The sequence below is a fragment of the Candidatus Woesearchaeota archaeon genome, from assembly GCA_027858315.1.
Classification (GTDB): Archaea; Nanobdellota; Nanobdellia; order Woesearchaeales; family UBA583; genus UBA583.
In genome coordinates, this window is the sequence record JAQICV010000090.1 from 1 (window position 1) to 8,207 (window position 8,207).

The following is an 8,207-nucleotide window of genomic DNA, read 5'->3' on the forward strand; positions in this document are numbered from 1 at the left end:
TACCTACTACCCATGCTAGAGTTCCAGTTTCATCTATAGTAAGTAAATCAATTCTAGAGTATGAAGCTGGTGTATCAGCTAATGCAGGGGTAGTACCACCAGCATATTCTACATAGTCACCATTGATTTGTGCTGTACCACTAGATACATCTAATGTATTGGTATAGGGTTCAGTAGGAGTTACTTTAAACTCTTGTTCTAATATTTCATTATTTCTAAATGAAGACCAGTTTTTAAATGAATAATCATAATCAGTGGTTAGTGTAGCACCAGCATAAATTACTTTAGCAATTATTAAATCGTTAGGTAATAAATCTTCAGGTGCTACACTGATTATATCAGCATAGTTATTAGCTGTATTACTCCAATTAAATCTGATAATAACATAGGGTCTACTGGAGGTTATATCTACTACAGCATTAACAGTAGTTTCAACTCTAACACCTGTAAGGGTATTAGGATCATCAATATGAGCTACAAAAGGAGTTATTTCTACTTGTATATCTGATATTTTACTTATTTCAGCACCATCATATATTCCTACTGATCGTACTTTATAGTTTATTCTATTGAAAGACTCGGATTGACCCGGATTTTTAAAGTCATAGGATAGTATCTGTGAACCATTATCTATATTAGCCATGTTATCATTACCTCATTACAATTTTAATATACCTAAATAGTTATTATATATCTAAAAGGTTGTTATATAGTTTTAAGCAAAGATAAAGACTTAATATGATTACCATAGATTACACTAAAAGATCCATCTCTTGTAATCATAGCTAGAGGTAAAACATTGGTAGGTATTGTTGGTACTACAGGAGATATATCAGTAACCCCTTCTACCCATACTAAAGTTCCAGTTTCATCTAATACTAAAATATCTATTCTTGAATATGTAGCTACATCAGTTAATACAGGAGATAAGCTATCATTAAAATCAATATATTTACCATTAATCATAGCAGTACCAGCAGAAACACTAACTTGATTAGTATATGGTTCTGTAGGATATACAGCAAATTCTTTTTCTTTTTCTTCTAGTTTTACAAAAGAAGCCCAAGATTTTCTACTATAATCATATTCAACTGTCATGGTAGAACCATTGTATATCAATTTCCCTATAATTAAATCATTACCTAAAATATCTGTTTCTGCTACAGCTAGAATACTTGCATAGTTATTGGCAATATTATTCCAAATAAACCTTACTATTATGAAAGGTGTAGTCGAGGTTACACTAACATTAGCATTAGCAGTAGTTTCAAGTCTAACACCTGTAGAAGAATTAGGATCATTTATATGAGCAATGAAAGGAGAAATTTCTATAAGATTATCATTTATTTTAGAGATTACACCACCTTCATATATACCTTCACTTCTTACTTTATAATTTATCCTATTAAAAGATTCAGATTGACCTGGATTTTTAAAATCATAGGATAGTATTTGTGATCCATTATCTATTGTTGCCATATTATTACCTCATTATTATATAGTTAAAATCTATGTTTTTGCTATGAAAAATTGAACACCTATATGACAGTCTGTAGTACCCATTTTAAAGGGGGGTGTAGTAGAATAGATTAACAACTCTCGATTATTATTTTCAATACCGATTTCTGTTATTTCTATATCTCTATTAACTCCAAACTCTACTGTAATTTCAGTGTTCTCTTTTATTAAATCTTCTTTTATATATGTATAACTTGTCCATATTATATAGTCATCAGTAGGAACAGAGAAGTTCAAAGTTATAATCCCTGTTTCATAGTCAATAGAAGCTGAGTCTATTGAAGTACCTGTAATATTTCCTACACCATCATCAGTTGCTATATAAGTTGTACCAGCTATGTTATATTCTATCGCTACAGAGTAAGGTTTAACATTAGACTTAGTATCATAGTTCTCTGATACAATAACACCTTCTAAAGAGTTTTCTTTTAATATAGTATATTCTCTAAGAGTGGTAAAAGAGTAATCACCTGTAGAATAATCAATAGTTCCTACAGCAAAATCATTTAATAAATTTCCAGTACCATCATCCGTTAGTGTTTTAGAAACATCAACAAAATCTGTATAGGTTATTTTGACAGTACCAGCTATAATAGCTGTAGATTGAACATCACCACTATAGGTAGTAGAGAATCCATCAGCTATAGCTAAATATCTATTTTTAATAGTGTTCCCTGATATTATTCCTTGTATAACAAAATAATCATCATTAGAATAAATTTGATTCACAGATAATTCATCTCTATAAACTATATTGCTTAATCGTTTAAGCTGACCTAATTTATTTTCATAGATATAAGTTTTTTCTTCATCATTAAATATTCTTTCTACAGAGAGGAAATCATCTATCAATCCTGTAAAATAATTTGTGGTTCCATCAAAGCCTATATGTAAAGGGTAGGTTCCAGTAACAACACCAATAGCTGTAATATCTTGTGAAAACTCTAATACAGTATCTAAAAATAAGTTACAAAGGCTATTATCAGTATCTAGTTCTATATGAACTATATGTTCTAAATTATCAGGAGTAAAATCAATAGAGAAAGCTTCTGTTCCTGATCCACCAGTGATAGATACATGAAATTTATCTGTACTTTGATCTATCCAGCAAGAGATATACTCATGGTTTATTATATAGTAAAGACCTGAAGTAACTGAGTCTACTTTAATCCAGAATTGAAGAGTTTTAGGATCATTAGAAACAATTATAGTACTAGTATCAGCACTAACAGAAGTAGCCCCATCAAAATTAACTGTTTTTCCTATAATACCAGTTATTCTATCAAAGTCACCATCTACAGTAGCATCATAAGTATTTAAAGAAGAGTCATAAACATTATCAGTAAGATATTCATCGAAACCATAATGTATTGTTTTTTCATCATATAACCTACCTATATTAAAATCAAGCTGTCCTTTCTTTAGACCATCACCAGCTACTAAATAAAAGAAAGTGGTAGGATCAATAGAAGATTGACTAGCTACTTGGTCAAGAGACCAAGTTATTGTTTCATCAAGTTCTCTACCATCATCTAATATTACTTCCTCAATCTCTTGTAATTTAGAACGATATGTATTAGTGATAGCTGTTTGTGTTTTTAGAATATCAATAGTATAATCACTAGATCTATTGTTAGAATTGAAATATCCTGTTTGATCTGTGATAAAACTAATGTTAACTCCAGGGTGAGGAATAGTAGTAGTTTCTCTATTATAATTTACTTCCTGATGAAGATAGAAACAATAGTCTGGTAGAAACATATATTCCTCTCCCTCTAAGGTATAGAGTTTATCTGATTTATACTCTATAGCTAAATGCTGAGTAGATTTCTTTACTAAACCTTGATCTAAATACCATGTAGGATCACTATCTAGCTCTAAATCATCATCTAATCCTATTGTAAGATTGAGGAAATAGGCTGGATAAATAGTAGGAGTAACACCTAAGAAGGGGGTTCCCCCTATATGTAAACCTAGTTCTTCTAATGTAGTATCAAAGTCAATATCTCTAATTAGTTTCATTCCATCATAAAAAATACTAAATAGTTGACCGTCTAACCCTGATTTTTTAAAAGCTATTAAATAACCATTGAGAGTTGATTTATTTTTTATTCTATAGGTAATAGACCTTACTTCTTCTCTCAAATAGTCTTCATCATTAAATAATACTAAATTAGGATCATACCCAAATTTACTAGCAATTTGAAGAAGTCTATCAGAGTTTTGCTCTGAAATAACATTAAAGTTTTTCTTATATTCAATATCAGCTTCTAAATATTCAAACTCTTTAGCTATAGCTCTCATGAACTCAATCCAGAAGTCCGTTTTTAAAAGCTTATGTAATCTATTAACTAACCTATCTTCTATTTCTGTAGACATTTATATACCTCTTTTTTAAGACTGATAATACTGAACAGTAATTTCAGAACTACCATAAAGGAATAAGTCTCTCCTATTATTTAGAATGATATTACTATTCACACTTTGATATACTAGCTTTACATCGTATAGAGTATAATCTTCTGTTAAACCACTATTTATAATAATAGCCCCTTGTCCTGTAGATAAAGAAATAAGGCTATCTGTTAAACTATATCCAGCTTCAGGAGTAAATCCCCCTGTACCATTCCCTGTACCCATCAATACATAGCTTTCCACTCCTTCAGTTTTTAATTTAACATAAACTTTAAAAGTAGCTGGTTTTAATGGATATATAGGTAAATCTACATCAAAGACATAAGGAGAATAGAAGTCATATTCCTTATATAACTCAATATAAGTATCATGATATTTTACTCCAGGGATAGCATCAATATATCTTTTATAGTCAGATTCATATAGATTTTCTTCAAAAGCTATATTATCAATACTATATTTTTCTTGTAATCCAGCTTCTATAGCTGATTTAACTGAGGGTAATGAGTAAGAAGCATTTACTATATAAGCACTAACCACAAAATTAAGGTTTATAAACTCTACAGTTTCAAAGTTTAATAGATTTGTAGGACTTTTCTTGACATTAATATCTTCTAAGATTTGTAGTTTCTGAGCGTCTGTTAAGTTTTCATTTGTTTCAGTAACAATAGCTACATGAGTAACATTTTCTTCGGGTAATATATATGTCCATGGATTTAAACCATTATCGATATTATATTCATAAGCCCCCCATACATTAGCTTTTTTTACATAAGATAATCTTTCTAAAATAGAAATATAATCATCCTTAGTAATAGCTCTATCTCCTGTTTGGTAAACTTTTGGGGATTGTAGTCTTATTTCTTCTAGGGTAGATTCATCAGCACCCCCTATTATAGCTAAGTCATTAGTACAAAAAACATCTTCTACAATATTAGCACTAACATCATAAATAATACTATCAACATTTTTAACTACATTCTTAGAATTTATATTCCCATCAGTTCCTATCGAGTTTATATATTGTATTACAACTCTATCATTAGAGTTTAATTTCTTTCCAATAATATTATTACCAAACTGTATACGAATACCAGATAAGTCAATCTTATTTATAATAAAACAGATTAAATCATTAGGTCCATAATCTAGTAAATTATCAATTTGTTCATAAAGTAAGTCATTAACATATACTACTACACTATCCTCTTCTATATTAGAGCTATTTATAGCTATTGTTTCAAAAATGTCTCCATCGGCATTAACAGTTAGTGATTGATATACACCTTGCTTAACTGCAATATCAATAGAGGTATCTAGTGTACTCATTTGATAATCATTAACTGATACAAAAGATATACCACTATCGTTAGAAAATTGTGTATATTTAGGTATATTAATAATAGTAGTAGGTGTAGTATCAAAATCTTCAGAAACACCAAACTTAACAAACCCTGTAGCTGATACTATTCTACTAGGACTATAATTATGTACTTCTGATTGAGATAATAAAGAAGATTTATTTAAAGATAAACCCCATTGGTTTTCTCTAGTTCTATACCCTGAAGCTGTATGATAGAACTCTAGTTCCTGTGCTAAAGAGTCCACTAAAGAGGAATAAGCACCACTTTCAAAAATATCTTTATGTTCTTCTTCTTCTGCTAAATTCTCTATTATTCTTTGTCTTATTGAATCAAAATCAAACATTATATAATACCTCTTTTTTTTAAACTAAATTATTTATTCTTTCTTGTACCAATACAGCATCTTTCAATAGTGGTGTATATACAAGAGCGTCAATCTGCCATTGTTTTAGATTATATATAGGAGTAACTTCTAAACTTAGTATTTGAACTCTAGGCTTAAACTCTTGACTTAATCCATTCTTAATAGAACGCTTAATATCACCAATTCTTTCAGGAGTCATAGGCTTTTGTAAGTGTGGTATGAGATAACCCCCTACCTGTTTCCTTAACTTCTCTCCTTTAGACTCTGTAAGCCATAATCTAAATGCTTGCTGTAATGCATCTGAGTCAGTATAGGTATAGATATCTCCTGTAGTAGTTTTCTTACCAGTGTAATCTATATCCATATAATAATTTTTAAAAGTTTTATCTATTGTTCTTTCCATACTATAATAGTTAAACTTTTATGAGATAGATGTAACAGTAGCACTTCCAACAAAAGAGCTATTAGTTCCTGTAGTAGTACCGCCTATCATAGTTTTTATACCGTTAATAATCTTTTGACAGAAATCTTCTATAACTACATCAGGGTCAGTTGATTGATTCATTGTTATTGAAAACACTGTAGTAGTAAGTTTTAGTGGTGCTAAACTAAGTGTAGAAAATGATGAATCAGGTATAATATTTCCACTTATTAAAATAGTATTGAGATTAGACAACCATAAAGTTCTATTATCTTTAGGAACTATAGGGAAAGATGTAAATACAGGTTTTGCTGTAAATGATGTAAGAGGGTCTGTACTTCCATTAGAGGGATCTGTTGCTGACCATGAGCAAGTAATATCACAATTAGCTTCAAAGTATTCTTTAAAAGCCTCTCCCCATTTACTATTAGCTTGAGTTGCGTTCTCAGGGTAGGGATTTATCAGTTTAGATAATATTAAATCTTTTAAATCTGAAGCTATCATACTCACGATTAAGCACCACCTTTAAGCTTAGATATTCCAGCAGTAGTTCCTCCATGAGGAGCCCCTGTAAATAGGCAAGAATTTAGGACGTTAGGTTGCCAACTAACTGAATCACCTGTAGCTAATTGTATTTCTGTAGAAGCAGTAATTTTAACAGAACCGCTTGATCCTAATTCTGCTTTTGATCCTCCCATATCAATAGTAGTTAAATCTGAAGCTTGTTCAATTCTAGCATCTCCTACTACAGATATAACAGTACCGTCAGCCTTTATTACAATATAGGTTCCAGAGCTATGTATCATAGCCATATCCCCACTTATTATATTATGGAACTTTATAGTACCATCTTCAAAAGAGTCCACCCTAACCTCATTATAGCTATATGAGCCAAGATCAGCTATACCATCTATGATAGCTGTGAGTTTAGCAAAGTCAATTTTACTTGTTACACAATATTCATCGATAAAATAAAAGCTTTTCCAACTTTCACTTACAGCAACCCATAGTACAGAGTCTATTGCTACTGGATTAAATGATTGTTTATCAACTGTAGACATACCTAAGAAGGGTTCAGCCCAAGGTAATAGAGAAACTTCTACATCAGCCATTTCAGGTATAACCCTAACCTGTATTCTACCTAGTTGATCCGGATCATTATTATCAATTACAATACATCTTTTAATAAACATTATTATCCTCCTAATTCATTATATATAAGAAATTCTGAAGGGTCTAAAGCTAAGTTATTTCTGGACATAATAAATTTTGTTAAACCTATTTTACCATTCCATAGTGAAGACACTTCTTCAATTATATAGTTATCAGTATAGTTAATTGAGGGATTGAACTCTTTTCCAGAGTCATTAGTTATAAAATCAATACTGGTTCCAGCACGTACATAGGAGTTATAGGGTATTGTAACAATAAACTGTTCTAATCCTATAACTTTAGCTAGAAGGTTTATTAAATATCCTTGATTATTTTCCTGTTTACCTTTTTCTAACTCTTCATCCATTTCAATTATTTTAGTAATAATAGATGGATCAAATATAACAGGAGATTTTCCTTGTTTAGAAGAATATATATCAGAGATTAACTGTTCTTCTATCTCTTCAATACCTCCATCAAGATTTAGACCTATCCCTTTAATATATCTCAGGTCTTTAGTTGCTTTACTACCAAGGGTTAATTTCTCAATAGATAATGGTGCGATTAATTCATCATTCTCTGATTGTCTACCATAGGTAAGCTTAAAATTTAATATATTATTTTTTATTGTTTTATAATTGATAAAATTGGCTGTATTAGTAGCATCAATATAGAAATAAAATGGAGTATTATCAGAGTTGTTAGAATAGGCATAAGGAAGTAAATCATTTTTAATAAACTCTAAATCTTTTTTATTAGGTTGATACCATATATCTTGATTACCAGTATCATTAATATTAATAGTACTAAACCCATAGGTAGACAATTTATCATTAACAATACCTGAAATTCTATCATCATAAGCAGAAGAGATTACTGACTGTTTGAATGAAGCAGAATGTACTAATCTATATTTTAATACTCCACCTAATGTACTATTATTAGAAATATTTGATAAATTATTATCTACAAA

The 8,207-nt window shown here is 30.1% G+C and carries 8 protein-coding genes; all 8 read right to left on the bottom strand.

The window, feature by feature from the left end; genetic code table 11:
* Positions 1-643, bottom strand: a 643-nt coding sequence (locus tag PF569_08740; protein MDA3856320.1) for a hypothetical protein, incomplete at its 3' end; no start/stop codon positions are given.
* Between the two features lie 62 nt (positions 644-705).
* Entirely contained in the window at positions 706-1,479 is a 774-nt protein-coding gene (locus PF569_08745) for a hypothetical protein (GenBank protein ID MDA3856321.1), read from the bottom strand.
* A 30-nt stretch (positions 1,480-1,509) separates the two neighbouring features.
* Complete coding sequence (locus PF569_08750) at positions 1,510-3,897, bottom strand: hypothetical protein (GenBank protein ID MDA3856322.1); 2,388 nt, start codon at positions 3,895-3,897, stop codon at positions 1,510-1,512.
* Between the two features lie 15 nt (positions 3,898-3,912).
* Complete coding sequence (locus PF569_08755; protein MDA3856323.1) at positions 3,913-5,640, bottom strand: hypothetical protein; 1,728 nt, start codon at positions 5,638-5,640, stop codon at positions 3,913-3,915.
* 19 nt (positions 5,641-5,659) lie between these two features.
* A complete protein-coding gene (locus PF569_08760; protein ID MDA3856324.1) occupies positions 5,660-6,064 on the bottom strand; it encodes a hypothetical protein in 405 nt (134 codons plus the stop codon).
* A gap of 18 nt (positions 6,065-6,082) precedes the next feature.
* Complete coding sequence (locus tag PF569_08765; GenBank protein ID MDA3856325.1) at positions 6,083-6,586, bottom strand: hypothetical protein; 504 nt, start codon at positions 6,584-6,586, stop codon at positions 6,083-6,085.
* 8 nt (positions 6,587-6,594) lie between these two features.
* The gene (locus PF569_08770) at positions 6,595-7,275 is read right to left on the bottom strand and encodes a hypothetical protein (protein MDA3856326.1); all 681 of its coding nucleotides are present in this window, start codon (positions 7,273-7,275) and stop codon (positions 6,595-6,597) included.
* A 2-nt stretch (positions 7,276-7,277) separates the two neighbouring features.
* Positions 7,278-8,207: hypothetical protein (locus tag PF569_08775; GenBank protein MDA3856327.1), on the bottom strand; the 930-nt coding region annotated here is incomplete at its 5' end.

What these genes read in the sequence shown, in the direction of transcription:
- PF569_08745 (MDA3856321.1), bottom strand. Translation starts at nt 1,479, where the DNA reads ATGGCAACAATAGATAATGGATCACAAATACTATCCTATGATTTTAAA.
- PF569_08750 (MDA3856322.1), bottom strand. Translation starts at nt 3,897, where the DNA reads ATGTCTACAGAAATAGAAGATAGGTTAGTTAATAGATTACATAAGCTT.
- PF569_08755 (MDA3856323.1), bottom strand. Translation starts at nt 5,640, where the DNA reads ATGTTTGATTTTGATTCAATAAGACAAAGAATAATAGAGAATTTAGCA.
- PF569_08760 (MDA3856324.1), bottom strand. Translation starts at nt 6,064, where the DNA reads ATGGAAAGAACAATAGATAAAACTTTTAAAAATTATTATATGGATATA.
- PF569_08765 (MDA3856325.1), bottom strand. Translation starts at nt 6,586, where the DNA reads ATGATAGCTTCAGATTTAAAAGATTTAATATTATCTAAACTGATAAAT.
- PF569_08770 (MDA3856326.1), bottom strand. Translation starts at nt 7,275, where the DNA reads ATGTTTATTAAAAGATGTATTGTAATTGATAATAATGATCCGGATCAA.